This window comes from Vogesella mureinivorans, from assembly GCF_007644035.1.
In the GTDB taxonomy this organism is placed as follows: Bacteria; Pseudomonadota; Gammaproteobacteria; order Burkholderiales; family Chromobacteriaceae; genus Vogesella; species Vogesella mureinivorans.
Genome location: NZ_VMTV02000102.1, coordinates 1 through 323 on the forward strand (window position 1 = coordinate 1; position 323 = coordinate 323).

1 pseudogene is annotated in these 323 nt (G+C 68.7%); it reads left to right on the forward strand.

Going from position 1 to position 323, the window contains the following annotated elements:
* A pseudogene (locus FLQ44_RS02825) lies at nt 1-232 on the forward strand (hypothetical protein); the annotation flags it as partial.
* Nucleotides 233-323: the final 91 nt, after the last annotated feature.

The window sequence follows — 323 nt, forward strand, 5'->3', positions numbered from 1 at the left end:
GCGCGAGCTGACCCTGGCGCCGACCTACTTCACCCACGCCACGACCCTGGTGCTGGCCGAGGACCTGTATCCCGAGCAGCTCGAAGGCGACGAGCCCGAGCCTCTGGAGGTGATTCCCTGGCCGCTGGCGCGCCTGCACGAGCTGATGCTGCGTGAGGACTGCTCGGAAGGGCGCTCGCTGGCGGCGATGTTCATTGTCCGCGAATACCTGCAGCGCCGGAGCGCGCCATGACTTGTTCAGACTTCGTGCTGGACGCCGCCGCGCGCGAAGGCGTGCTGGACATCGCGCGGCGCGCCGGGGCGGCCATCCTTGAAGTCTATGC